This is a genomic window from Eggerthella guodeyinii, from assembly GCF_009834925.2.
GTDB classification, from domain to species: domain Bacteria; phylum Actinomycetota; class Coriobacteriia; order Coriobacteriales; family Eggerthellaceae; genus Eggerthella; species Eggerthella guodeyinii.
Map to the genome: position 1 here is coordinate 1788577 of NZ_CP063310.1, position 24762 is coordinate 1813338.

Consider the following 24762-nt stretch of genomic DNA (forward strand, 5'->3'; position numbering starts at 1 on the left):
TCTCTCGACTCCGAGCCCATCACCTGCGCGGATGAGGCTCGAACGCCCCGCATCACCCAGCGGGTGAGGCCCCCTCGCCTTCGAAACATCATCCTTCGGGATCATTGTTCCGATCTTCGGCAGTGGCAATAATGCCGCTCGTAGCGTTATGCCATCTGCCAAAGAAAGGAAGTTCTATGACGAGTGAGGGATTGACCAGACGCTCCTTCATCAAGGCGGCATCCCTGACGGGCGCCGCTGCGGCACTGGGCACGCAGTACGGGGGGAAGCTTCAGAAAACCGACAAGGCGTGGGCCGCCGACGCCGCGGCCGCCGGCCAGCGCAAGACGTACGTCTCGACGTGCCGCGGCTGCATCCAGGCCTGCCCCTGCCGCGTGTACGTGGAGAACGGGATCGTGGTGAAGATCGAGGGCCATCCCTACGCGCCCACGTCGCTGGGGGCCTTCTGCATGAAGGGCATGAACCAGATCAACAACTGCTACAGCCCGCGCCGCGTGCTGTACCCGCTCAAGCGCTCGGGCCCGCGCGGCGCCGAGGAGATGGCGTGGGAGCGCATCTCGTGGGACGAGGCCATCGACCTCGCGGCCTCCAAGATCGCCGAATCCATCGAGAAGTACGGCACGTACTCGTTCTTCACCTCGGTGGGCGGCGGCGGATCCTACGCGATGCGCCAGGCCATCACCATGAGCCATTCGCTGGGCTCTCCCACGGTGTTCGAGCCGGGCTGCGCGCAGTGCTACCTGCCGCGCTATTCCGTGGCGCTCTTCATGTACGGCGGCGCCGACCAGTCCATCGCCGACGCGGCGGCCCAGGAGCCGTTCAAGGGCATCGCGAAGCGCTGGTACGAGAAGATGGGCGTGTGGGACCAGATCGACGACGAGAACAAGAAGGGCTACGCCGACGAGATCGACACGAAGATGCTCGTGCTGTGGGGCGCGCAGCCCTCGGTGTCGCAGACGGCCCAGTCGGGACGCGGCATGGCCGAGCTGCGCGACGCCGGCTGCAAGACGGTGGTGGTGGACCCGAACATGAGCCCCGACGCCGTGAAGGCGGACGTGTGGCTGCGCGTGCGGCCCGGCGCCGACGGCGCGCTCGCGCTGTCGTGGTGGAACTACATCATCGAGCACGAGCTGTTCGACGAGGAGTTCACCAAGCAGTGGACGAACCTGCCCTTCATCATCGACGAGGACACGAAGCTGCCGTACCGCGCCACCGACGTCTGGCCCGACTACGTGCAGAGCACGCCCGCCGATACCCCGGCCTACGTGTGCTTCGACGCCAAGAGCGGCGCGCTCGTTCCCTTCGAGTACCAGGACGAGAGCGTGGATCCCGAGATCTTCTGGAGCGGCACCATCGACGAGCTGGGTGTGAAGGCCCGCAGCGCCGGGCAGATCTACAAAGAGGCCGCCGCGGTATGGACGCTCGAGCAGACCGAGAAGGTCGCCTGGGTGCCGGCTGACGTCAACGAGAAGGCCATCCTGCTGTACGCCGAGCCCCTCAAGGAGGGGAAGTGCGGCGGCATCTGCCACGGCGTGTCCTCCGACATGGAGCAGATCGCCCACCAGCTGCCCGTGGGCCTGTGCGGCCTCGACGCCATCATGGGCTACGTGAACAAGCCGGGCTGCACGCTCACGCAGAACGCGCCGGCGAAAACGAACGACGCGGGCGAGGTGCTGCGCCCGACCACCATCTTCCAGTACCGCAACGTGGACATCGTGCACGACTGCGGCGTGGGCTACATCGTGGGCAACTCGCCCGAGGAGAACGCCGCGCGCCTCGAAGCGTTCGCGCCCGACCCCGACGGATTCCCCACGCCGCATTCCGCGGAGCTGCTGTACGTCACGAACCAGCTGCGCCTCGACCGCTTGGGCATGAAGAACCACAAGGGCCTGTACCACTGGGAGCACAGCCATATCCCCTCGGTGCTCGAGGCCATCAAGACCGGCGAGCCCTACAAGCCGCGCGTGTGGTTCGACATGTCGGGCAACAAGCTGGCCATGCTGGGCAACGCGAAGTCGTGGTACGACGTGTTCCCCGAGATCGACTTCTGCATCTGCCAGCATCCGATGATCACCTCGTTCCAGGCCGAGGTGGCCGACCTCATCTTCCCCATCGAGGAGTGGCTCGAGGTCACGAGCCACGACGGGCGCGACATCACCACCGAGGGCGAGATCAAGGACCCCTCGCCCGACACGACGGACACGGGCCAGCTCAACTTCAAGTTCGGCATGTTCCCCATCCTGCACCTGGGCGAGACGGTGTCGAACTTCGTGGCGCCCAAGAAGGTGACGGGCAAGGTGGCCGAGCTGTTGAACGCCAAGCTGGAAGCCGGCGAGGACATCGTGCTGGGCGCGGTGGGGCAGGCCACCAACAAGACGTACCAGGACAACCCGACGGTTGCCGTCGACGGCTTCCTGACCACGTCGAAGGGCGCCTCGTACCTGCACGAGATCGACCGCAGCAAGTTCAACCTGCGCTTCCCCCTGCCTCCTGGCATCATGTTCGGCGAGGAGTCGGACGAGCGCATCCAGCAGTCGTTCGCCGAGCGCTTCGGCGCGCCGGACATGGAGGCCCTGCATGCCGACCCCGAGCGGTACCAGACGCCGGTGGCGGGCGAGGGCGGCGGCAAGCTGCAGGCGGACGGGACGCATCGCTGGTGGAGCTCGCCGGACGATTTCTGGACGTACGGGCAGCACGAGAAGGTGGCCGTCGACGGCCTGAAGGCCGGCTTCGGCACCGAGAGCCGCAAGTTCGAGGTGTACGCGCAGATGCTCGTGCAGCTGGCGAAGACGGGCTTCCCCTGCTGCTATCCGCGCGCGCAGGTGGACGTCGACCCGTCCATCGGGCAGGGCGACTACGAGGGCACCTACGCGCCCATCTGCCAGCACATCGAGCCGGCCGAAAGCCCGCTCGAGGGCACGGAGGGCTACGACGCCGAGTACCCCCTCACGCTGACGAGCGGCCGCGTGTACTACACGCACCACGGCACGCAGCGCCAGGCGCCCTACATGCGCGAGATCTGGCCCGCGCCCGACCTGCGCATGAACAGCAAGACGGCCGAGCGGTACGGGCTCGCGCACATGGACTGGGTGAAGGTCACCTCGCGCCGCGGCTCGACGCACGCGCGCGTGTACATCACCGACGGCATGCACGAGAACGTGGTGTGGATGGAGCGCTTCTGGAATCCCGAGTGCTTCGACTCGTCGCAGGAGACGAAGAGCGGCGGCTGGCAGGAGTGCAACGTGAACATCCTGACCAAGAACACCGCGCCGTTCAACGAGTGCTACGGCTCCTACACCAACCGCGGCTTCTGCGTGAAGGTGGAGAAGGCCGAGAAGCCGGCGCGCGTGTGGGTGGAGCCGGAGGAGTTCCAGCCGCTCATGTACACGAACAAGAACCAGTACGTCGACGCGCATCCGTTCGCAGAGACGATGAGCGACCCCGCGGCCAGCTGGACGCCGGTGGTCACGTTCGACGAAGCGCACACGTTTACCAACGAGACTTTCAAGAACTAGGGGGCGCACCATGGCAAGACGAACTTTGGTGATCGATCTGAACCGCTGCTCGGGCTGCGATTCGTGCACGGTGGCGTGCAAGTACGAGAACAACATCAAGCTCGGATCGTTCTGGAACCGCGTGATGGCCATCGGGCCCACGGGCGCGTACCCCGACATCGAGATGTACTGGATGCCCATGCAATGCCAGCAGTGCGAGAGCTCGCCCTGCGTGAGCGTGTGCCCCACGGGCGCATCGTACCGCGATCCGAACAACAACGTGGTGATGATCAACAAGGAGCTGTGCATCGGGTGCCAGTACTGCATGTACGCCTGCCCGTTCGGCGTGCGCCAGTTCAACGAGGACGAGGGCGTCGTGGAGAAGTGCACGCTGTGCAACCACCTCACGGCCGCGTCCGACGGCGTGGAGAACATCAACGACAGCTTCGACGAGGAGCACGCCGTGCCGCCCTGCGTGCACAACTGCTGCTGCGGGGCTCGCTACTACGGTGACTTGGACGACCCGGATTCCGCGGCGTCGAAGGCGCTCGCGGCGGCCGGCGGCGAGGGCTCGGAGAACGTCCACGCCCTATCGGACCCGTCGGGCGCGCATCCCACGTGCCGCTACATCCTGTCCCCGTCCGTCGCGCAATGGAAGGAGCTGTAGACCATCATGGAAATCGGAATCCAATGGCCCTTGGTGCTGTTCACGTTGATCGCCGGCGCGGGATTCGGCCTGCTGGCCACCGCCGGCCTCGCGCAGCTGGCCGCAGAGCCGGGTAAGAAGACCAAGCAGATCGCCCTGATCGGCGCGATCGCGCTGCTGGGCGTGGGCGGCCTGATGAGCGTCTTCCACCTCGCGCACCCCGAGCGCTTCATGGGCGCCATCGCGAACCTGCTCTCGTTCTCGGGCATCGCCCTGGAGCTTCTGGGCCTGGCGTTCGGCGGCGTGGCCGCCCTCGTGTTCTTGCTGGTCGCGTCGATGGAGAACAAGGCGGCCGAGAAGGTGCTGGCGGCGTGCTCCGTCCTCATCGGCGTCGTGGCCTCGTTCTTGCAGGGCTACGCGTACTTCGAGGTGGCCGCGCAGCCGGGCTGGCATCAGATCGCGCTCGCGTTCTGCTACCTGTTCACCTCGCTCGCCCTCGGCGCGCTCGCCTACGCGGCGATCGCCTCGGGCAAGGCCGAGAACGAGGCGGGCTTGCGCCTGGTCGGCAAGGCGGCGTGCGGCCTGGCCGTGCTGGCCGTCGTGGCGGACGCCGTCTACGCGGCCGGCCTGGGCGGCGCGGGGCTGCTCGAGGGCGACGCCGTGCTGTTCGCCGTGCTGTCGCTGGCGTTCGCGCTGGCCACGGCAGGCGCGGCCGCATGGTTCGCCTTCAAGGCGCCCACCCTGCCGCTCGCCGTCGCCGGCGTGCTCGCGGGGGTCGGCGGCGCGCTGTGCGTGCGCCTGCTCATGTGGGCGGTTGCCGCCTACCAGCTCAACTTCATCTGGGAAGCGACGGTCAACCGCGGCCTGTACCTGTTCTGATTCGAGAAAGGCAATCCCATGTCGGACAAGACCCACGCGGACGAACCCGCGAACAAAGACATCGCCGAGAAGAAGGCCGAGCCGGACTTGACCTTCGAGGAGAAGGTGGAGCGGCTGGTGAGGTTCATGCAGTTCGAACCGCTCATCCGCGAGCTTGACTACCAGATCCTCGTCAGCTGCGCCGAGCGCGTGGGCTTGTCCGAGCTGGAGGAGCGCATCGCCTCGTGGCCGGCGTTCAAGGCGGCTACGCGCGATCAGTTCGCGCTGATCACCGAGCTGGCGAACCATCACGGCCTCGAGCTCTTCGAGCTCGACGAGGCCGGCAACCCCGTGCTCGAAGCGGACAAGGCGGGCCTCACCGAGAACGAGGTGGACGATCTGGTGGCGGGCTTCGCCTATCGGATCACCGCGGTGGGCAAGGAGGCCGCCGAGCGGCTCGACCCCGAGCGGCGCTTCCGCGCGCTGCTCGACGACGCGCCCGCGCGTCGCGACGCCTACCTTTCCATCGTGGGCTTTTTGCGGGACAAGCACTCGTTCGCGGACGTCGATGCGTTCTTGCGCGGGCAGGCCGTGGTCGGGCTCAGCCGCGAGGCGGGCGACGGGGGCGTGCAGCCCTCGGTGTTCGTGGACAAGCTGGAGCGCGCCGGGGCGCTGTTCTACGACGGCGGCTGGCAGGCGACCGAAGCCGGCCTCAAGGTGGCAGCCGACGCGACGAGCGCGGCTCGGGCATAGGAAGGACGATGCGGTATGCAAGCTGAGAAAACGCTCGAAAGCGAGCTGCTCGAAGAGATGTGCGACGTGCTGGAAAGCCGATCCGGGTTCTACCTGATGCTGGCGGGCTTGTACTTCAAGCCGCTCGCGCAGGAGCAGATCGACCGCATGGCCGAGGAGGACTACGGCCGCTACGCGGTGGGGGAGACCCTGCTCGACGAGGGGTTCGACGACATCCGCCGCGTCCTGCGCAAACGGCACACGGGCACGCGGCGCATCCTGGCCACCGAATGGACGTCCACGTTCGGCGGCGCCGAAGCCTACAAGGGGCGCTACTGCGTGCCGAACGCCTCGGTGTTCCTGGACGATGCGGGGCTCACCTACGGCGCGCCGCGCAACGAGGTGAGCCGCGTTTACGGGGAGCAGTGCCTGCGCCTCGCCGACAACAGCGGCATGCCGGAGAGCCATCTGTCCTTCGAGCTGGAGTTTCTGGCGGTGCTCTCCGAGGAGGCGGCGCGCCATCTGCGGGCGGGCGAGCCCGACGAGGCCCTGCGGAAGCTCGACCGTTCCCGGCGCTTCATCGAGGAGCACATCCTGACGTGGTTCCCGCAGTTCATGGAGCTGGCCCTGGCCATGCTGCAGACGAGGTTCTACCGCGGGGTGCTGAAGATCACGCAGGGCTACCTCGAGCTCGACCTGCGCACGTTGCAGGACCTCGAGGCCGAGGTGCGGTGAGCATGAACGGCCCGGTGATCTCGCGCCGCTCGCTCATCGCGGGCGGCGTGGCCGCGGCGGCGCTGCTGGGGCTGGGCGGCGCGGGGCGCTACGCGTGGGCCACCGAGCGGCGGTTCCTGCGGCCTCCCGGCGGGCAGGACGAAGACCGCCTGCTGAGCGCCTGCATCCGCTGCGACCGCTGCCGGCAGGCCTGTCCGATGCGCGCCATCGAGAGCACGGGCGTGGAGGACGGGCTGCTGAACGTGCGCACGCCCCGGCTCAACTTCCGCAACCACGCCCTCGAGCGCACGCTGGGAACGACGGAGTACCACGAGGCGGACGTCGGGTACTGCAACTTCTGCGACCCGGAGCACGTGGGCGGGCAGACCAAGCGGTGCATCGCGAACTGCCCGACCGGCGCGCTGCAGGCCTTCGACGAGAGCCGGGAGCGCATCGGCGAGGCGGTGATCGACCCGGTGTACTGCATCAACTTCCCGCAGCTGGGACAGACGCCCACAGGATGCCGCCTGTGCGTGGACGCCTGCCCCTACGAGGCCGTCGTCATGAACGACGAGCAGCGTCCCGAGGTGCTGGCCGAGAAGTGCAACGGCTGCGGCAAGTGCGAGGCCGTGTGCCCGAGCGCGTCGTACCGCCAGCTCGTGGGCGTGGCCACGCTGCAGGAGCGGGCCGAGGCGGGCGAGGCGTCCTATGCGAGCTCGCTGGCCTACTACCGGCAGACCGGCGCACTTCCGCGCGGCATCAATATCGTACGACGCGCGGCGGACGCAGAGGCGTGACGCCGCGAGGAAGGGGGTCGATCATGGTCGATGCGAACGGCATCGCGGCCGATCCGGAAGAGGCGGCGTTCGGCTTGGAGCAGGCGCCGGATGCCGCTGCGCCGGCCGCGGCGCCCGAGGCCGCGCCGGCGGACGACGCGCTGCACGAGCGCCCGGTGAAGAAGCCCCTCGCGCGCCGCGTGGCGGTGGGGGCCGTCTTCCTGGCCGCCTGCGCGGCCATCGTGCTCAACGTGGGCGGCACGGGCGCGCTCTCGTCGTTCGGCTGGGAGTCCATCGCCTCGATCTGCCCGCTCGGGGCGTTGGAGTCGATGGTGGCGGCGAAGCTGCTCATCCCGCAGGCGCTCGCGTTCCTGCTCATCGTCGTCGTGGCGGCGATCGTGCTGGGCAAGTTCTTCTGCTCGTGGGTGTGCCCGGTGCCGAGCATCCGCTCCTGCTTCGACGCCGTCGTGCGCAACGTCCCGCGCATCGCGTCGACGAAGACGAGGCGGGAGGACGGCAGCGAGGCGGTGGGGCTCGGGGTGGTGCGGCCCGCCCCGCGCCGCGCCCGGAGCTGCGGCGCGTGCGCGAGCTGCTCGAAGGAGCCCCGCGCCGCGCTCGACTCGCGCCATATCGTGCTGGGCGGCACGCTGCTGAGCGCCGCCGTGTTCGGGTTCCCGGTGTTCTGCCTCGTGTGCCCCATCGGCCTGACGTTCGCCAGCATCATCGCGCTCGTGCAGCTGTTCGGCATCCAAACGCTGTCGTGGGGCGTCGTGGCGTTCCCCTTGCTCCTCGTCCTCGAGTTGACCGTGCTGCGGAAGTGGTGCTCCCGGTTCTGCCCCTTGGGGGCCTTGGTCTCGCTGCTCAGCAGGCCCAACCGCCTGTTCCGCCCGAAGGTGGACGGGGGGAAGTGCCTGCGCGGCAAGGGCGTCGACTGCACGGTCTGCGCCGATCTGTGCCCTGAGGGCCTGGACCCCCATTTCGAGGAGGGCCTGCACGATTGCTCGAAGTGCCGCGACTGCGCGGTCAACTGCCCGGCCCGCGCGATCAGCTTCCCCGCGCGACGCTGAGCGGGCGAGCGCCGCGCGGCGCCGCTCGAGCCCTCCCGAGCCGATGCTGGAAACCGCCGACGCCTGCGATGCGCCGGCGGTTTTCGTCTTTCGCCCGATGATCGGGAATTTCTGCAAACTTTGTCGAACGCGCCGAACGCGTTGTGCAGACGCGCTATCATATACGCTCGTGATCTCATTCGGGCGCCACGCGCCCGCTTCGAAAGGATAGACAGACTTCATGGATTCCGGACAGCACGCCGACCGCCAGAGCCCGGGCATACTCAGAACCTTCGTCAGCCTGCTGGTCATGGTGGCCTTCGTATTCGGGCTGTCGTGGGTGCTGCGCACGTACGTGTTCCAGGCCTACGAGATACCCTCGGGCTCCATGGAGGAGACCATCATGGTGGGGGACATGGTGTTCTCCGAGAAGGTGAGCTACTACTTCCGCGACCCCGAGCCGGGCGACATCGTCACGTTCCAGGACCCCGAGATCCCCGGCCGCGTGCTCATCAAGCGCTGCATCGCCGTGGGCGGGCAGACGGTGGACATCAACGACGAGGACGGCCTCGTGTACGTGGACGGCGTGGCGCTGTCCGAGCCCTACACCGACGGGAAGCCCAGCTACACGCTGGCCAGCGACGTCACCTACCCCTACACGGTGCCCGAGGGGTACCTGTGGATGATGGGCGACAACCGCACGAACTCCCAAGACTCTCGATTCTTCGGCGCCATACCCGTCTCCTCGGTGACGGGCAGGGGGGCGCTCGTGTACTGGCCGCTCAACGATTTCAGCCTGCTCGACTAGCTCATTCGGTCGAGGGGTACGGGTTTGATCGAGACAAGGAGAACCATGTCAACCGAACATGCATCCGCCGCCGCGGAGCAGGGGGCCGCAAGCCAGCTCCCGCCGACGTTCCAGGACGTCATCATGAACCTCCAGCGCTACTGGGGGGACCAGGGGTGCGTCGTGCTGCAGCCCTACGACAACGAGGTGGGCGCCGGCACGAACGCCCCGGCTACCACGCTGCGCTCGCTGGGCCCCGACACGTGGCGCACCTGCTACGTGCAGGGCAGCCGCCGCCCGACGGACGGCCGCTACGGCGAGAACCCGAACCGCACCCAGCACTACTTCCAGTTCCAGGTGCTCATGAAGCCCTCGCCCGACAACATCCAAGAGCTGTACCTGGGATCCCTGCGCGCCATCGGCATCGACGTGGACGCGCACGACGTGCGCTTCGTCGAGGACGACTGGGAGAGCCCGACGCTCGGCGCGTGGGGCCTCGGCTGGGAGGTGTGGATCGACGGCATGGAGGTGACGCAGTTCACCTACTTCCAGCAGGTGGGCGGCTTCGAGTGCAACCCCGTGCCCGTGGAGATCGCCTACGGCCTCGAGCGCCTGACGATGTACATCCAGGGCGTCGACAGCATGTTCGACATCGTGTGGAGCCGCGGCGCCGACGGCGTGAACTTCACCTACGGCGACGTGTACCTCGAGAACGAGCGCCAGTACTCGCGCTACAACTTCGAGGTGGCCGACACCGACTTCCTGTTCCAGGAGTTCAACGACCGCGAGGCCGAGTGCCTGCGCACGCTGGAGGCCAACCTGCCGCTGCCGGCCTACGACAGCGTGCTCAAGTGCTGCCACGCCTTCAACCTGCTCGACGCGCGCGGCGTGATCTCCGCCACCGAGCGCATGGCCTACATCCTGCGCGTGCGCACCATCGCCAAGGCGGTGTGCGCCTCGTACATGGAGCACGTGGTGGGCATCAAGCCCGCCGAGGAGAACGCCGCGGCGGAGGACGGCGCGCAAGCGCCGAAGTCCGAAGCGGGGAAGGAGGCCGGCCGTGAGTAGCCTGCATACGCTCGCGTTCGAGATCGGCACCGAGGAGATCCCGGCGTTCGACCTGCACCGCGCAACCCAGCAGCTGGAGAAGCTCGTGTGCGAGGCGCTCGACCAGGTGCGCATCCCGCACGGCGCCGTGGAGGTCTACACCACGCCGCGGCGCCTCATCGCGCTCGTGGCCGACGTGGCCGACGAGACCGCGGCCCTCGAAGAGGTGTTCCGCGGCCCCTCCGCCAAGATCGCGTTCGACGCGGACGGCAACCCGACGAAGGCCGCCCTCGGCTTCGCGCGCGGCAAGGGCGTCGAGGTCGACGCGCTCGAGCGCCGCGAGGAAGGCGGCGTGGAGTACGTGTTCGCCACCCGCAGCATCGCCGCGCGCGACGTGGCCGAGCTGCTGCCCGGCGTGCTGGAAGGCGTGATCACCGGCATCTCGTGGCCGAAGTCGTGCCGCTGGGGCACCACGAGCGAGTACTTCTCGCGCCCGGTGCGCTGGCTCGTGGCGCTGCTGGACGAGCGCGTGATCCCCGTGCGGTTCGCGGGCCTCGAGGCCGGCAACCTCACGCGCGGCCACCGCTTCCTGGCCCCCGGCCCCCACGAGGTGCCTACGGCCGCCGATCTGCTGGGCGTCGTGGAGGCCGCGCACGTGGTGACGAGCGAGCGGGCCCGCGAGGCCGTCATCCGCGCCGGCGTGGCCGAGGCCGAGCGGCGGACGGGCGCGCGCGCCGAGCTGCCCGAGAAGACGCTGCTGGAGGTCACGAACCTCTGCGAGCAGCCCACCGTGCTCGTGGGCGCCTTCGACGAGGAGTTCCTGCGCGTCCCCGAGGAGATCATCGTCGACGCCATGCTCATGCACCAGCGCTACTTCCCGCTGTACGACGAGGCGGGCGCGCTCACCAACAACTTCATCGTCGTGACCAACGGCGACCCGGCGCACGCCGACACCATCATCGACGGCAACGAGCGCGTGGTGCGCGCCCGCCTGTCCGACGCGAAGTTCTTCTACGAGGAGGACCTCAAGCACCCGCTGGAGACGTACGTCGAGCGCTTGGACGAGGTGGTGTTCCAGGAGGCCCTCGGCACGATGAAGGAGAAGGCCGACCGCATCGTGGCGCTGGCGAAGCACCTGGCCGCCGACGCGCGGCTGGACGCCGCCGACGCCGCCGACGCCGAGCGCGCCGCGTACCTGGCGAAGGCCGACCTCGTGACGAACGCCGTCGTGGAGTTCACGAGCGTCCAGGGCGTGATGGGCTCGTACTACGCTGCCGCCTGCGGCGAGAACGACCAGGTGGCGCGCGCTATCGCCGACCACTACCGCCCGCGCTTCTCCGGCGACGAGCCGCCCGCGTCCGACGTGGGCCGGATCGTGGCCATGGCCGACAAGCTGGACACCATCTGCGGCCTGTTCGCCGCGGGCCAGGGCCCCACCGGTTCGTCCGACCCGTTCGCCCTGCGCCGCAGCGCCATCGGCATCGTGGCCATGCTGGAAGCGGGCCTGCCCGTGTCGCTGGCCGCGGCGATCGACGCGGCGCTCGGCACCTACGAGAACGCCGGCATCGATTACGACCGCGACGCGATCCGCGCCGAGGTGGCCGACTTCTTCGTGACGCGCACGAAGGTCATGCTGCGCGACGGCGGCTGCGCCCCCGACGCCGTGGAGGCCGTGCTGGCCACGGGCGTGGAGGAGCCGGCGCAGATCATCGCCCGCACCCGCGCCCTCGAGGCCGCCCGCGTGGACGACCCCGACACGTTCGCCGACCTGGCCACGGCCTACGCCCGCGCGAACAACCTGCGCGACGCCGCCCTGGGCGTCGAGGTGGACGAGGCGCTGGCGGCCGACGCCGAGCGCGCGCTGCTCGCCGCCACCGACGAGGCGGCGGCGCGCGTGGAGGGCGCCCTCGCCTCCGACGACTACGCGGCCGCCCTCGCGGCGCTCGCCGCCCTGCGCGCGCCCATCGACGCGTTCTTCGAGGACGTGCTCATCATGGACGAGGACCGCGCCCTGCGCGAGAACCGCCTGCGCCTGCTCAACCGTTTCGTCGCCGTGTTCGCCCACGTGGCGGACTTCGGCAAGATGGCCAAGGGCGCCAAGTAGCCATGGACGAATTCATCGCCTACGGAAGCTCCACCGAGTTGCCCACGATCCACGTGATCAGCGACTCGGTGGGCCTGACGGCCCAGGCGGTGGCCCGCGCGGCCGCCGCCCAGTTCGGCGTCACGAACCCCGTCATCGAGGTGCTGCCGAAGGTGCGCACCTTCGAGGAGATCAAAGAGTTCATCGACGAGCACAGCGCCGTGCACAAGCGCAACACCGGCGACGGGCGCATGCTCGTGTTCTACACGCTCGTGGACCGCGCCCTGTCGCAGCAGTTCGCCGACTACGCCGCCGGCCGCGCCGACATCGTGGCCGTCGACCTCGTCACCGACGCCATCGGCGCCATCGCGCGCATGACGGGCCGCGAGCCCTCCACGAAGCCGGGCGGCCTCCACGTGGCCGACCAGTACTACTTCCGCCGCATCGAGGCCATCGAGTTCACCATCGCCCACGACGACGGCCGCAACCCGCAGGAGCTGCACCAGGCCGACATCGTGCTGCTGGGCGTGTCGCGCTCGTCGAAGACGCCCACGTCCATCTACCTGTCGCAGCAGGGCTACAAGGTGGCGAACATCCCGCTCGATCCCACCACCGAACCGCCCGCCGAGCTCGCCCAGATCGACCGCACGCGGCTGTTCGGGTTGATGACGACGCCCGAGGTGCTCATCGGCATCCGCCAGCGCCGCCTGGGGCGGGCGAGCGCCGTCGCGTCGCGCTACGCCGACCCCGAGTACGTGTACCAGGATCTCGAGGACGCCCGTGCGCTCATGCGCAAACTGGGCTGTATTGTCATTCACACCGAAAATCGTGCCGTTGAGGAAACGGCGCAGGAAATTTTGCGCTACTATGAGCGGGCTCATCCTCCATCAGCTGATATGATAGGCTCAGCCTGAGACCAAGGTTCCCAAGTTTTGTAAAGTCGGTACGTCGGGTTAAGGAGAAAAAGGTGACTGAAGAAGTCAAGCGAGTGTATGCGTTCGGCAAAGACGCGCAGGGCAACAACGTAACTGAGGGCAACACGAACATGAAGGCGATCCTCGGCGGCAAGGGCGCGAACCTCGCCGAGATGGCCAACATCGGGCTGCCGGTGCCTCCCGGATTCACCATCACGTGCCAGACCTGCATGGAGTACGCCAATGCGGACAACACGTGGCCCGAGGGCGCGCTCGACACCATCCAGGAGTACCGCGACGATCTCGAGGCCCGCATCGGCAAGAAGATCGGCGACGCGGAGGACCCGCTGCTCGTGTCCGTCCGCTCCGGCGCCCCCATGTCCATGCCGGGCATGATGGACACCGTGCTGAACCTCGGCCTCAACGACCAGTCCATCAACGGCCTCATCAAGCAGACCGAGAACCCGCGCTTCGCCTGGGACTCCTACCGCCGCTTCATCCAGATGTTCTCCAACGTGGTGATGAACCTCGACGGCGACCTGTTCGAGAACGCCATCACGGCCATGAAGCACGCCCGCGGCGTCGCGTCCGACACCGACCTCACCGCCGAGGACCTGCAGGAGCTCGTGAGCGAGTTCAAGCAGATCTTCGCCGAGAACGTCGACGCCGAGGCGTACCCGAGCCTCGTGGTGGACGGCACCGTGCAGTTCCCGCAGGATCCGAGCGTGCAGCTGCAGCTGGCCATCGAGGCCGTGTTCGGCAGCTGGAACAACCCGCGCGCCACGCTGTACCGCAAGCAGAACAAGATCGCCGACGACCTGGGCACCGCCGTCAACGTGCAGTCCATGGTGTTCGGCAACAAGGGCAACACGTCGGCCACCGGCGTCGCGTTCACGCGCAACCCCGCCAACGGCGAGAAGGAGTTCTACGGCGACTACCTGGTGAACGCCCAGGGCGAGGACGTCGTGGCCGGCATCCGCAACACGAGCCCCATCGCCGACCTCAAGAACGTCGAGGGCCTCGAGGAGGCCGGTCGCGAGCTCGAAGAGGTGTTCGTCACCCTCGAGAACCACTTCCGCGACATGTGCGACATCGAGTTCACCATCGAGCAGGGCAAGCTGTGGATGCTGCAGACCCGCGTGGGCAAGCGCACCGCGGCCGCCGCGCTGCACATCGCCATCGAGATGGAGAAGGAGGGCCTCATCTCGAAGGAGGAGGCCGTCATGCGCGTCGACCCCGAGCAGCTCGACCAGCTGCTGCACCCGCAGTTCGACAAGAACGCCTCCTACGACGTGGTGGCCAAGGGCCTGAACGCGTCCCCCGGCGCCGCCGTGGGCGAGGCCGTGTTCTCCGCCGCCGACGCCGTCGATGTGGCCGAAGCGGGCCGCAAGTGCGTGCTCGTGCGCTGGGAGACGAACCCCGACGACCTCGCCGGCATGATCGCCGCCGAGGGCATCCTCACCTCGCACGGCGGCAAGACGTCGCACGCGGCCGTCATCGCCCGCGGCATGGGCGCCCCGTGCGTCTGCGGCGTCGAGGCGCTGCGCATCGACGCCGAGAAGAAGCAGGCCAGCGTCGTGGGCACCGACATCGTCATCAAGGAAGGCGACATGATCTCCATCGACGGCACCACCGGCTCCGTGGTGCTGGGCGCGGTCGAGCTCGTGCTGCCCGAGATGACGGGCGACCTCGACACCATCCTCGAGTGGGCCGACGAGTTCCGCAAGCTGGGCGTGCGCGCCAACGCCGACAACCCCGAGGACGCCGAGCTGTCCCGCGGCTTCGGCGCCGAGGGCATCGGCCTGTGCCGCACCGAGCACATGTTCCTGGGCGACCGCAAGCAGATCATCCAGACCTTCATCCTCAACGAGGACCCGGCCGTGCGCGAGAAGGCCGTGAACGAGCTGCTGGAGGCCCAGACGGGCGACTTCCTCGGCATGTTCCGCGCCATGGACGGCCTGCCGGTCATCGTGCGCCTGCTCGACCCGCCGCTGCACGAGTTCCTCGAGAGCCCCCGCGCCCTCGACGTGGAGATCGCCAAGCTGGAGGCCACGGGCGGCGACAAGGCCCTCATCGCCGAGAAGCGCATGCTCATGGAGCAGATCGACGGCATGAGCGAGTCGAACCCGATGCTGGGCCTGCGCGGCTGCCGCCTCGGCATCGTGTACCCCATCCTGCCGGTGATGCAGGTGCGCGCCATCGCGACGGCCTGCGCCGAGCTCAAGAAGGAGGGCCTCGATCCGAAGCCCGAGGTCATGATCCCGCTCGTGTCCGTGGTGGCCGAGCTCGAGAAGCTGCGCAAGGTTGCCGAGGACACCATCGCCGAGGTCGCCGCCGAGCAGGGCGTCGAGCTCGACATCCCCGTGGGCACGATGATCGAGCTGCCGCGCGCGGCCGTCACGGCCGACGAGATCGGCTCGGTGGCCGACTTCTTCAGCTTCGGCACGAACGACCTGACCCAGACGACGTTCGGCTTCAGCCGCGACGACGTGGAGGCCGAGTTCGTCCCGCAGTACCTGGCCGAGCGCCTGCTGCCCTACAACCCCTTCGCCACCATCGATCCCGGCGTGGCGAAGCTCGTGGAGATGGGCGTCGAGCTGGGCCACAAGGGCAACCCCGACCTCGTCTGCGGCGTCTGCGGCGAGCACGGCGGCGACCCCGACTCCGTGAAGATGTTCCACACGATCGGCCTCGATTACGTCAGCTGCTCCCCGTACCGCGTGCCGCTGGCCCGTCTGGCCGCCGGCCAGGCCGCCCTGGCCGAGAAGATGGACGCCGGCCGCGACAAGTAGCCGACCGCTTCTCACGTGCATGATCGATGGGCCCGCAGCACGCGCTGCGGGCCCTTCTGCGTGCAGGGGGGGGGCGTCTTGAGGGAGCGCCGTTCGAGGGCGCATCGTTCGAAGAAGCGCCGTCCGAGGCGTCCCGCGCTCCGGCGGGCCTCGTCGCGGCGCCGGTTTCGACGCGCAGGCGCCCGGTTCCGCGAAACGGGAGACGGGGAAAGGCCGCTTCGCTACACTGGGCTGAATCGAATATCCCCGCCACCGAAACGAAGCATCTGCACGAGGGGCCGTCGGGCCTGCGCAGGTGCTTTCCTTTTCGGGCGGGGGTGGGGGTCCGGACGAGACGAGGAGCGAACGCGTATGGTGACGGTCGGAACGGTGGAGGGGCGCCGCGCGCGCCGGTTGGCGCTGGCGGCGGCCATGGCGGCTGCGCTGGCCCTGGCGGGCGCGCAGGCGGCGTGGGCGGATGCGGAAGACGGCGCGCTCGCTGCGGAGCGGGTGGCGCCGGGGGCCGCGTCTCGGGAGGCCGCGGCCGATTACGGCATCGCTACCTTGTCCGATGAGCCGGCGGCGAGAGCTGATTTCGGCAACGGAACGTCTGTCGTCGGCACGCTCGACTACTGCCTGCGGGAGGCGGAGACATGGCAGGAGGACGCGTGCACGATCACCTTGCTCGAAGACACGCGTTTCAAAGGCATGGATCGTTTCGGTAGCAACGTCGGCGCATTCATATTCGACGAGGCCGCATCGGTCACGTTGGACTTGAACGGGCATACGGCCACGGCGGAGCGGCCGGTCACCTTCATATTGAGCGATACGGCTCGTATGACCGTGAAGGATTCCGGTTCCGGGGGCGCGCTGGTGAACGGGCCGGGAAAGGGGTACGCGCTCTTCATGCTGGGGTATACGCCCGACGGCAGCGATGCGGCTGCGCTGTCGATCGAGGGCGGCGCGATAGACTCGGGCGCAAGCTGGGCGGTGCAGGTGGATTACTCGTGTTCGTTGACGATGACGGGCGGCTCCGTTACGTCGTCGGGTGATTTGGCGATTGGTGCATGGGACGGCACGGTGAGCATGTCCGGCGGCTCCGTTACGGCGTCGGCCGGGTCGGCCGGTGCATTGTACCTCGATGGGCGACAAGGCAACCTGCGTGCGTCGATCAGCGGCGGCACGCTGACTGCTCAGGTGGCGCAAGCCGTGCGTGTCGAGTCGGGGGCGCGTCTCAACCTCTCAGGTTCTCCGACGCTTTCCGGAAAGCTTGCGGATGGAAGCGGTTCGTGCGGGCTGCTCTGCGCTTCGGGCGCCTCGGTGACGGCCAACGACGGCGCGTCGGCCCCTGCGCCTTATCGCGGCGAGCCGATCGCGACGCAGACGTCTGAGTCGATGGCCGTCGGCGAGGCCTTCGTCTCGGGGCTCGACGCCTCCAACGCGAACCTCTTTCCGCTCGTCGGGCGCGAGGACGCCGCAGGGGCCGTGTTCGACGGCTCCGCCCTCAAGCTGGCGGCGGCCGACGACCCGGCGGTCGCGCTGCTGGCCGACCTGCGCGCGGCGCTGGGCGCAGCGCCGCAGGACGCCGTCGACCTGCGCGCCGCCGACGAGCTGCGCGCCCGCCTCGCGGCCGACCCCCGGCTGGCGAACCAGCTGCACCTGCTGAGCGAGGGGGAGCGGGCGACGCTCGAGGAGCGGACCGCCGCCCTGGCCGCCATCGACGCGTTCGAGGCCGCCGTGGCCGCGTTGCCGAAGCCGACCGATGCGGGCGCCCGCACGGCGCTCGATGCGGCGCAGGCGCTCTACGCGGCCGTGCCGGACGCGTATCGCAGCGATGCGTTCGTGTCGCCGGTCAGCGTCGCCGCGCTCGCGGACTTCGAAAAGGCCGTCGCGGAAGCCGAGAAGCCCGCGCCGCTGCCGCAGCCCGATCCCGAGCCGCAGCAGCCCGCGCCGCTGCCCGCGAAGCCCGCGGCCCCTGCCGCGCTCGCCGCCACCGGCGACGGGGTTCCCGCGGCGCCGGCGGCCCTGCTCGGCCTCGCCGCGGGAGCGGCGGCCCTCGCGGCGGCGAGGCGCCGCAACGCGTAAGCGCCGCCTCGCGGCGAGGGGCTTACGCGGCGATCGGGGCGCGCGTCGCGCCCGCCCCGATCGCCCGCGGCGCTACTCCAGCTCGGCGAGCTTCTTGGCGGCGATGTAGCCGGTGACCAGCGAGCTGCCCACGCCGCCGTACATGGTGCCGTTCCAGAATCCGCCGGCGGTGCCGTCGCCGATGAAGCCGCCCGCCGTGGAGTACCCGGCGTACAGCCCCGGGATGGCCGCGCCCTTCTCGTCGATCACCTGGAAGTCGCCGTTGACGCGCAGGCCGCAGAGCGTCTTGCCGATCTGCCCGCCGATGATGGCGGCGTAGTACGGCGGCGTGTCGAGGGGGCTCAGCCACGACGGGTCGTAAGGGAACGCCAGCTCGTCGTCCTCGCCCTTCGCGCACAGCTCGTTGTAGCGTTCCACGGCGCCCTTGACGACGTCGGGGTCGAGCAGCAGCATCTCGGCGAGCTCGTCGAGGGTGTCGGCCTTCTTCACGGCGCCGCGCGCGACGGCGTCGTCCACCTCGGAGAGCCAGTCGGCCGAGACGAGGCCGGCGTTGTCCACGAGCACGCTCGGGTCGGTGAGGGGGATGCGGCACTTGTCGTGCGTCGCCTCCGGCGTGGTGTTCTTCTTGAAGATCTCCTCGGGGAACTTCGAATCGCAGATGTTGTACACGTGGTGCCCCACGGCGGACATCCACCGGGTGGAGTTGGTGAGGTCGCCCATGCCGCCGCCGGGGTTGAGCGGCGCGTACTCCTCGCGGGTGAGCGCGTAGTAGGGCTGGCGCGTGCCGGTTCGGTCGATGATGAGCCACGGGTTGTGGAACAGCTGGCGCTCGCCGTGCCAGAAGTAGTGCCAGAACTGGCCGTCGCCGCCCGCGATGCTCTCGTCGATGCCCGACTCCCAGCAGCACCAGGAGTCGTAGCCGGAGAAGTCGGCGCCCGCGCCGAGGCCCATGCGGAACGTCTCGCCGGTGTGGTAGGGCATGGGGCCGCCCTGCACCGCGCCCTCGGCGGCGCTCGGCAGGTACGCCTTGATGAGGTCCTTGTTCATGCCGATGCCGCCGGCCAGGAAGATCACGCCCTTCGAGGCCTTCAGGTGCTTCGTGCCCTCCTGGCCCGACACGCGCAGCCCCACGACGCGGCCGTCGTCGAGCACGAGCGTCTCGGCGGCGGTGTTCAGCTCGATGGCGGCTCCCGCGGCCCGCGCGTTCTTCTCCAGCGTGTCGATGGGGTTGGTGAAGCCGAGGACGCGGTTCTGCTTGCCCTCGACGACGTCCTTGTCGTGCCAGCGGTTCCCCAGGCACACGAGGTTCATGCCCGGCTGCTCCACCACCCAGTCGCACGCCTCCCCGCCGTAATCGAACATCGTGCTCATGAGGGAGTCGTCCACCGAGTAGCCGCAATCGGACTGGTAGCGGCGCATCCCGGCCTTCTTGTCCCCCTTGCAGATGCCCTCGAACCCGGCTTCCAGCTGCGATTTCGCGCCGCCGAACGGGTTGACGAACGAGCAGGCGTGGCGGCACGACCCGCCCACGGACGACTGCTTCTCGATGCCGATGACCGTGAGCCCCTGCTCGGCGAGGTATCCGGCCGTCACGAGCCCGCCGCCGCTCATGCCCACGACGATGACGTCGGCCTCCTCGTCCCACGTCTCGGGCGGCTCGACCGGCGCGATGGGGGCCGCGTCGGGCAGCGACGCCCCGGCCACGCCGCGCTCGAGCAGGCGCTGGGTCGCGGCGTCCGTCGGGGCGGCCGCCTTCTCCGCGTCCGCCTTGGACGACGGGCTGGCGGCGCATCCGGGCAGCGCGGCGCTCGCCGCGCCGGCGGCCCCGACGATGCCCAGCCCCTTCAGGAAGCTGCGCCTCGACAGGGCGCGGCCGGTTGGCGTGCGGTCTTCTCGGTTCGTCGTGCTCATGTTTTCCCTCCTTGCGTTGGCGAATGTCGACGGCTCCATGGTAGGGTGGGCGGCGGGGGCCCGCCAAGGAACGGGGACGCGGAGGAGGGGTCGCCGCGGAAACAGATCGGGCCGTTTGTTCCCTTGACGCCTTGACACGGGGCCGCCCCGTTCTGCAAAATGGGCGGCGAAGGCCGAGGGGTGCGGCCGAGATCGGGGAGGGGACGCCCATGCAGATACCGTTGGCCGACGTGCCGGCCGATTTCCAGGACAAGATCGCGGTTTTGCACGCGGTTGACCGGCCGCTCGACAGCATGACGGTGAGCGCCGTCTGCGCGGCGTGCGGCATCTCCCGCAAGAAGTTCTACACGCTGTTCGACTCGAAGTACGACATCATGTACTGGTACCTCGACTTCTGCTTCTCGGTGTCTCTGTACCGGATCGGGCGGGACCTCGGCTGGCGGGAGGGCGTCAAGGCCTGCCTCGAGCTGGTGGAGCAGGAGCGCGCGTTCTTCCTGGTCGACTACGAGGACCTCGTGCAGAAGCGGGGAAGCTACTACTGGCCGCTGAACGCGCGCAGGGTCGCGGCGATCGAGGAGACGCTCGAGCGGCGCGACGGGAGGGGGCTCACGCCGGCGCTGCGCCTCGAGGCCGTCGTGTACTCCAACCTCGTTCCCGAGCTCATCCGCTACTGGATCAAGCCCAACGACTTCGGCGGCGTGGACGAGTACGTCGCCTTCTGGCTCGACTGCGTCCCGCGCGGGCTCTACGGGGCGCTCGACCTTCCGGGCCGCTAAGGGTCGGGCGCCCCGCCGTGCGGCCCGGTTGCGAGACGCGCGTCGTCGTTGCCGAGGATGAGGCGCGGGAAATCGTCGTTCCCAAGCAATTTTGTCGTTTTGCGAACGTTTGGAGTGGGAAAACGTGCCCGATCGACCTGCATGTTCGGACGGCGATCGTCCGACCTGCGGTTTTGCAGCTACCTGTTCGGGCGTTCCCGCATTTTGCGCCGTGAACGTTCGCAAAACGACAAAATTGCTTGGAACTCGGCGATTCGCGTGCCCTCGCAGGATCGCGTCCCGGTCGAGCGATGGGGCTCCGCGGCCGGGGCTCGGGAATCGCTCGGCCTGCACCCCGCCGCGCGGCCCGGTTGCGGGCGCGCGTTCCGGTTGCGGGGGAAACGCAACCCCTGGCTTCTGGCGCAACCGCCCCGGCATCGGTATCCTGCGGGGAAACGATGCGAGGAAGGCGGCGGCTATGCGGATGGAAGCGGGAACGGGAGCGAGGGCGCGCGGGGCGTCGGAGTGCGCGTGCGACAAGGGGACGTACCGCGTCCTCGTGGCCATCTGCGCCGTGGGCGCGGCGTGCGCGCTCGCGGCCAGCGTGCTCATGCTGCTCGGGCCCACGGACGGGATGTCCTGGTCGAGGCTGGCTCCGATGCTGGCGAACGGCGTTGCGAGCGCGGCGGCGGCAGCGCTCGCGTGCTTGGGCCGCCCGCCCCGCGCAGTGGCGGCTGCCGGATTCGTCGCCGGGGCGTTCCTCGTCGTATGGTGCGCGGCCGAGCTGCTGCTCTTCCGCAACGCCCTGGCGGCGGGCTACCTCGTCATCGGCCTGCTGCAAACGGCCTTCGCCGTCCAGTTGCGCCGATAACGCCCGCCTGGCGGAGCGCCCGCCTCACGCCGTGAGCGCGGTGCGGGAGGGCTCGGCGCGCTCGGCGCCCAGGTCGAGGGCGACGAGGGCGAGGCGGCGGCGCACGGGCAGGTAGTACGGGAAGCGCTCGTCGCCCGTCTCGTCGAGCAGTCGGGCGAGGTCGGCGGGCGCGGGGCCGGCGGGGAAGTCGCGCGTGCGGAAGAGGGCGCAGTAGGCGGCCGCGTCCTCGAGCGAGCGGAAGGGCTGGCCGAACTCGAGGTCGAGCGCTTCGCCGGCGCAGGGGACGCCGAGCGCGCGCAAGCCGCGCAGGCTGCGCTCGAGGCCGTGCACGCGCGGGCGCCGCGCGTCGGGGTCGGGCGGCGCGCCGTGCATCTTGTTGATGACGACGAGCGTGCCGCGGCAGCGGCCGCGCGCGGCCGCCCAGGCGTCCTCGAGCGAGGCGGACAGGCTGAACACCATGAGGTCGTAGGGCTCGGCGGGGCACAGCGAGGCGACGTCCGCCCTCTGCGGGCGCACGGTGCGCAGCCCCCGCGCCTCCGCCTGCGCCCGCACGTAGGCGATCGCGCGGGGCGAGCGGTCGACGGCGTCGACGCGGCCCGCGTGCGGGGCCAGCGCGAACGCGAGCTGCCCCATGCCGCACCCGGCGTCGCAGACGCGCGCGGTCGACCCGGCATGGCGCAGCACGGCGGCGGCGATCTCGTCGAAGTACGGGGTGTGGGAGGATGCGTCCTCCATGAACCGGATGACGTCCGGCGTCCAGCTGCTCATGCGCATGCGCGGCCTCTCTCTCGACGATCCCGGGTTCTCGGCAACCCCTTCCGCGGTCGCTCCCGGCGACGCCTGCAACGCTACTCCCCGCGGGCGCGCCCGACCATACCCCCTTGGGGGAGGGGGAAGGGGAAGCGTCGCGCGCGCCGCGGAATACCCCGTTCGGGGAATGCGCCCGCCCGCCTCCTCGCGCTAGAGTGGAGGCGAGACGAAGGAGGGCGTATGAAGCGGATGGAGCGGGTTCCGAACGCGTGCACGGCCGTGCTGGCCGCGGGCGCGTCGACGCGCATGGGGACGTGCAAGCTGACGCGGCCGTTCGCGGGGTCGACGCTGCTCGAGCGGGCGCTGCGGGCCGCGCGCGGGTGCGCCGCGGCGGAGACGGTCGTGGTGACGGGCGCCCATCGCGACGCCGTCGCGCGCTCGGCGCAGGAGCTGGGCGCGCGCGAGGCGTTCAACCCCTCGTGGGAGCGCGGGCAGTCGACCTCGGTGCGCACGGCGGCGCGCTTCGCCGCGGCCCGCGGCTACGACCTGCTGCTGGTCATGGTGGCCGACCAGCCCTACGTGGAGGCGGCGCACCTCGACGCGCTGCTGCGCGCGTACGCGACGGGCGGCGCCCATGCCTGCGTCACGCAGGGCGCGCAGCGCCGCGGCAACCCGTGCCTGTTCGATCGGACGTGCTTCCCCTTGCTCGAGGAGCTGGAGGGCGACGAGGGCGCGCGCTCGATGCTGCGCGCGCATCCGGAGCTTGCCGTGCGCGCCGTGCCGGCGGCGGACGCGCGCGTGCTCGACGACGTGGACACGCCCGACGAGCTCGCCCGCATCGAGGAGGCGATCCTCCGTGGACGCTAGGCGCCCGGCGGGCGCGCCGCCGCTCGACCGCGCGCAGTTCCCCGTGCTCGAGCGCCGCATCGGGCGCGACGGCGCGCGCCCGCTCGCGTACCTCGACAGCGCGGCCACCTCCCTCGTGCCGCTGCGCGTGACCGACGCCGTGACGCGCTTTTTGCACACGAGCTGCGCCAACATCCACCGCGGCGCGCACACGCTGGCCGAGGAGGCCACCGACGCCTACGAGTGCGCGCGCGAACGCCTCGCGGCCCACCTGGGCGTGGACGATGCGGCGCGCGTCGTGTTCACGCACGGGGCCACCGAGTCGCTCAACCTGGCGGCGCTGTGCTGGGCGGAGCATGCGCTCGGGCCGGGCGACGTCGTGGCCGTGGCCGAGGACAACCACCACGCCAACATCGTGTGCTGGCAGATGCTGGCCGAGCGCCGCGGCGTGGAAGTGGCCTGGATACCCGTCGGGACGGACGGCAGGCTCGACCGCGCCGCGTGGGAGCGCATCGCCGAGCGCGGCCCCAAGCTGGTGGCGCTGGCGCAGCAGTCGAACGTCGTCGGCTGGGAGCAGCCCGACCTGCCCCGCATCCTGGACGACGCGCGCCTGGCGGGGGCCTTCACGGCGCTCGACGGCGCGCAGGCCGTCGGCCACGAGGCGGTGGACCTCGCCGCCCTGCCCGTCGACTTCTACGCGCTGTCGGCGCACAAGATGCTGGGGCTCACCGGCATCGGCGCGCTCGCGTGCTCGCCGCGCGCCCTCGAAGGCATGCGGCCCGCGCTCGGGGGCGGCGGCATGGTGGCGCAGGTGGACGCCCGCGGCTACGCGGTCGCGCCGGGCCCGCAGGGCTTCGAGGCGGGCACGCCCGCCATCGCCGCCGCCGTCGCCTGGGACGAGGCGCTGCGCATGCTGGAGGAAGCGGGCATGGAGGCGGTCCGGCGCCACGTGGCCGCGCTGGCCTCCCGCGCGCAGCGCGGGCTCGCGGCGCTGCCGGGCGTGCGCGTGCTGGGCGGGACGTCGCCCGCCAGCGCCTCGCTCGTGAGCTTCACGGTGGACGGCGTGCACCCCCACGACGCGAGCGCGGCCCTCGACGCCGAGGGCGTGCTCGTGCGCGCCGGCCATCACTGCGCCAAGCCGCTCCATGCGGCCCTCGGCGCGCGGGCCAGCGTGCGCGCCAGCTTCGCGGGCTACTCGAGCGACGAGGACGTGGACGCGCTGCTGCGCGCCGCGGCGCGCCTCGTCGAGCGGGGGGCGTGAGGGCCGTGCGCATCGACGACGAGCGCATCGTGGAACGGTACCGCCGCCCGCGCTGCAAGGGGTTCGAGGGCGCCTACGACGGCGCGGCGTCGGGCGACAACCCGTTCTGCGGCGACGCCCTCGAGGTGCGCGTGGCCCTCGAGCGCCGCGACGGCGGCATGGCGGTCGCCCGCGCGGCGTTCGACGGCTACGCGTGCTCGCTGTGCACGGCGAGCGCCGACGTGCTCATGGAGCGCGCGGCGGGCATGTCGGCGGACGAGGCCGCCGCCTTGACGGGCGACGACGTGCTGCGCTGGTGGGGCGGCCTCGAGGTGGGCCGCACGCGCAGGGGCTGCGTCGACCTGCCGGTCTCGGTGTTCAAGCGGGCGCTCGAGACCGCGCTCGAACGCCCGCGGGCGAGTTTGCTACAATAGGC

General features: G+C 69.9%; 20 protein-coding genes. 18 read left to right on the forward strand and 2 right to left on the reverse strand.

Annotated elements, in window-relative coordinates; translation table 11 throughout:
* Nucleotides 1–176: 176 nt before the first annotated feature.
* The 13 genes from GS424_RS07420 (at nucleotide 177) to GS424_RS07480 (ending at nucleotide 17953) form a co-directional block, all read left to right on the forward strand.
* Entirely contained in the window at nucleotides 177–3515 is a 3339-nt protein-coding gene (locus GS424_RS07420) for a molybdopterin-containing oxidoreductase family protein (protein WP_160941740.1), read from the forward strand.
* 10 nt (nucleotides 3516–3525) lie between these two features.
* Nucleotides 3526–4161 (forward strand): 4Fe-4S dicluster domain-containing protein, encoded by a 636-nt coding sequence (locus tag GS424_RS07425; RefSeq protein WP_160941739.1) that lies wholly within the window; start codon nucleotides 3526–3528, stop codon nucleotides 4159–4161.
* A gap of 6 nt (nucleotides 4162–4167) precedes the next feature.
* Nucleotides 4168–5019, forward strand: coding sequence for a DmsC/YnfH family molybdoenzyme membrane anchor subunit (locus GS424_RS07430; protein ID WP_160941738.1), 852 nt, complete (start codon nucleotides 4168–4170; stop codon nucleotides 5017–5019).
* An 18-nt stretch (nucleotides 5020–5037) separates the two neighbouring features.
* A complete protein-coding gene (locus tag GS424_RS07435) occupies nucleotides 5038–5751 on the forward strand; it encodes a hypothetical protein (protein ID WP_160941737.1) in 714 nt (237 codons plus the stop codon).
* Nucleotides 5752–5766: 15 nt separating this feature from the next.
* Nucleotides 5767–6465 (forward strand): TorD/DmsD family molecular chaperone, encoded by a 699-nt coding sequence (locus GS424_RS07440; RefSeq protein ID WP_160941736.1) that lies wholly within the window; start codon nucleotides 5767–5769, stop codon nucleotides 6463–6465.
* Nucleotides 6466–6467: 2 nt separating this feature from the next.
* On the forward strand, nucleotides 6468–7241 hold the full coding sequence (locus GS424_RS07445) for a 4Fe-4S dicluster domain-containing protein (RefSeq protein ID WP_160941735.1): 774 nt from the start codon (nucleotides 6468–6470) through the stop codon (nucleotides 7239–7241).
* A gap of 23 nt (nucleotides 7242–7264) precedes the next feature.
* Nucleotides 7265–8287, forward strand: a complete 1023-nt coding sequence (locus GS424_RS07450; protein ID WP_160941734.1) for a 4Fe-4S binding protein — start codon at nucleotides 7265–7267, stop codon at nucleotides 8285–8287.
* A 220-nt stretch (nucleotides 8288–8507) separates the two neighbouring features.
* Nucleotides 8508–9074: a signal peptidase I gene (gene lepB / locus GS424_RS07455; RefSeq protein ID WP_154333976.1), complete on the forward strand. Its 567-nt coding sequence runs from the start codon at nucleotides 8508–8510 to the stop codon at nucleotides 9072–9074.
* Between the two features lie 45 nt (nucleotides 9075–9119).
* Complete coding sequence (locus GS424_RS07460) at nucleotides 9120–10121, forward strand: glycine--tRNA ligase subunit alpha (RefSeq protein ID WP_160941733.1); 1002 nt, start codon at nucleotides 9120–9122, stop codon at nucleotides 10119–10121.
* Nucleotides 10114–12204, forward strand: a complete 2091-nt coding sequence (gene glyS, locus GS424_RS07465; protein ID WP_160941732.1) for a glycine--tRNA ligase subunit beta — start codon at nucleotides 10114–10116, stop codon at nucleotides 12202–12204. The genes GS424_RS07460 and glyS overlap by 8 nt, the downstream gene beginning before the upstream one ends.
* 2 nt (nucleotides 12205–12206) lie before the next feature.
* Nucleotides 12207–13097 carry a pyruvate, water dikinase regulatory protein gene (locus GS424_RS07470; RefSeq protein WP_154333974.1) on the forward strand — a complete coding sequence of 297 codons (891 nt, stop codon included), beginning with the start codon at nucleotides 12207–12209 and terminating at the stop codon, nucleotides 13095–13097.
* A gap of 53 nt (nucleotides 13098–13150) precedes the next feature.
* A complete protein-coding gene (ppdK, locus tag GS424_RS07475) occupies nucleotides 13151–15889 on the forward strand; it encodes a pyruvate, phosphate dikinase (RefSeq protein ID WP_160941731.1) in 2739 nt (912 codons plus the stop codon).
* 351 nt (nucleotides 15890–16240) lie between these two features.
* On the forward strand, nucleotides 16241–17953 hold the full coding sequence (locus tag GS424_RS07480) for a hypothetical protein (protein ID WP_160941730.1): 1713 nt from the start codon (nucleotides 16241–16243) through the stop codon (nucleotides 17951–17953).
* A 72-nt stretch (nucleotides 17954–18025) separates the two neighbouring features.
* Here GS424_RS07480 and GS424_RS07485 read toward each other — a convergent pair whose 3' ends face one another.
* Nucleotides 18026–19864: an FAD-binding protein gene (locus GS424_RS07485; protein WP_160941729.1), complete on the reverse strand. Its 1839-nt coding sequence runs from the start codon at nucleotides 19862–19864 to the stop codon at nucleotides 18026–18028.
* 209 nt (nucleotides 19865–20073) lie between these two features.
* Between GS424_RS07485 and GS424_RS07490 the strand changes: the two genes are divergently transcribed.
* Both GS424_RS07490 and GS424_RS07495 read left to right on the forward strand, forming a co-directional pair.
* Nucleotides 20074–20640, forward strand: a complete 567-nt coding sequence (locus tag GS424_RS07490; protein WP_160941728.1) for a hypothetical protein — start codon at nucleotides 20074–20076, stop codon at nucleotides 20638–20640.
* Between the two features lie 457 nt (nucleotides 20641–21097).
* A complete protein-coding gene (locus GS424_RS07495) occupies nucleotides 21098–21490 on the forward strand; it encodes a hypothetical protein (protein ID WP_160941727.1) in 393 nt (130 codons plus the stop codon).
* 24 nt (nucleotides 21491–21514) lie between these two features.
* Here the strand turns inward: GS424_RS07495 and GS424_RS07500 are convergent, their stop codons facing one another.
* On the reverse strand, nucleotides 21515–22264 hold the full coding sequence (locus tag GS424_RS07500; protein ID WP_160941726.1) for a class I SAM-dependent methyltransferase: 750 nt from the start codon (nucleotides 22262–22264) through the stop codon (nucleotides 21515–21517).
* A 216-nt stretch (nucleotides 22265–22480) separates the two neighbouring features.
* On the opposite strand from GS424_RS07500, the gene GS424_RS07505 reads away from it, so the two are divergent.
* The 3 genes from GS424_RS07505 to GS424_RS07515 are packed head-to-tail and all read left to right on the forward strand — an operon-like array spanning nucleotide 22481 to nucleotide 24760.
* The gene (locus GS424_RS07505) at nucleotides 22481–23107 is read left to right on the forward strand and encodes a nucleotidyltransferase family protein (protein ID WP_160941725.1); all 627 of its coding nucleotides are present in this window, start codon (nucleotides 22481–22483) and stop codon (nucleotides 23105–23107) included.
* The gene (locus GS424_RS07510; RefSeq protein ID WP_160941724.1) at nucleotides 23097–24347 is read left to right on the forward strand and encodes an aminotransferase class V-fold PLP-dependent enzyme; all 1251 of its coding nucleotides are present in this window, start codon (nucleotides 23097–23099) and stop codon (nucleotides 24345–24347) included. Before GS424_RS07505 ends, GS424_RS07510 begins: the two co-directional genes overlap by 11 nt.
* Nucleotides 24344–24760 carry an iron-sulfur cluster assembly scaffold protein gene (locus GS424_RS07515; protein ID WP_160941723.1) on the forward strand — a complete coding sequence of 139 codons (417 nt, stop codon included), beginning with the start codon at nucleotides 24344–24346 and terminating at the stop codon, nucleotides 24758–24760. The genes GS424_RS07510 and GS424_RS07515 overlap by 4 nt, the downstream gene beginning before the upstream one ends.
* Nucleotides 24761–24762: the final 2 nt, after the last annotated feature.